Raw genomic sequence first — 1,115 nt, 5'->3', positions numbered from 1 at the left:
ATACCATTCTAGCTAAAAATATGATCTAATTAAAGCTATTCAAATAGTAATACCGACATGCTCATGGATAGCCTTAAAAATACCGACTTCAAAGCTCTTGCCCGCAAACAAAAATCTGTTCAGATGAAAATGCGCTTGCTTGCCTTAGCCCATTTCCAGGAAGGGCATTCCAGAACTCAAATCGCCAAATTTCTTAAAGTCAGCCGTACTAGTGTTAATAAGTGGGTAAAAGCTTATCTCGATGAAGGCTTGGAGGGATTAAAAGAAAAGCCTCGTGATGGTCGACCCGCGTGGTTAACGCCAGAGCAACAGAAACAACTAGCACACTATATTGAAGAGAATGCGGCAAAACCTTCGGGCGGAAGATTAACTGGTGCAGACATACATCAGTATATTAAGCAGGAATTTGGTAAAAACTATCATCCAGACCATGTCTATACGGTATTGAAAAAGCTTGGCTTTTCGTGGATAACCTCCCGCTCTCGGCATCCAAAACAATCGCAGAAAGCACAAGACGATTTTAAAAAAATTCAAAATCGAAACGATCCTTAAGATCCCAGGGCATATGGCTCTAGAGTGTGTCGATGTCTGGTTTCAGGATGAAGCCAGATTTGGTCAGCAGAATACAACGACGAAACTCTGGGCCAGAAAAGGCTCTCGCCCCAGAGCAACCAAGCAGCAGCAGTTTGAATACGCGCATATCTTTGGCTCCGTATGCCCAAGCAGAGGGATAGGAGAAGCTATCGTTGTCCCTTATCTTGGCAAAGATGTCATGCAGCAACACCTTGCACAAATATCAGCAATAACAGAGCCAGAACGACATGCCGTTATTATTATGGATGGCGCAGGTTGGCACACAGACGATATTTCAGAACAATTTCACAATGTCAGTATCGTTAAACTCCCGCCATATTCACCAGAGCTGAACTCGATAGAGCAAGTCTGGAGTTGGATGAGGCAACATCACTTGGCTAACATCGCCTTTAAAAATTACGACGATATTGTCGATAAGGTTTGCTCAGCGTGGAATAGTTTTCTCTCCTGTTCAACACGGGTTGCAAGAACATGTATGAGAGATTGGATTGACCTGACCAGTTAAATAGCTAGAACGGTAT

Annotated in this window: 1 protein-coding gene; it reads left to right on the top strand. The window is 43.2% G+C overall.

Features of this window, described 5'->3' with window-relative positions; translation table 11 throughout:
* The first annotated feature begins 63 nt into the window (after window positions 1-63).
* A protein-coding gene (locus NL643_RS22725; RefSeq protein ID WP_253645249.1) for an IS630 family transposase occupies window positions 64-1,099 on the top strand; the annotation gives its coding sequence in 2 pieces (ribosomal slippage) (window positions 64-522 and window positions 524-1,099; 1,035 coding nt in all).
* Window positions 1,100-1,115 lie beyond the last annotated feature (16 nt).

The organism is Vibrio sp. Y42_MX_L11, from assembly GCF_024181785.1.
Taxonomy (GTDB): domain Bacteria; phylum Pseudomonadota; class Gammaproteobacteria; order Enterobacterales; family Vibrionaceae; genus Vibrio; species Vibrio diabolicus.
Note: the sequence above shows the minus strand (reverse complement) of the source record. Positions and strands in the feature narration are given on the sequence as shown.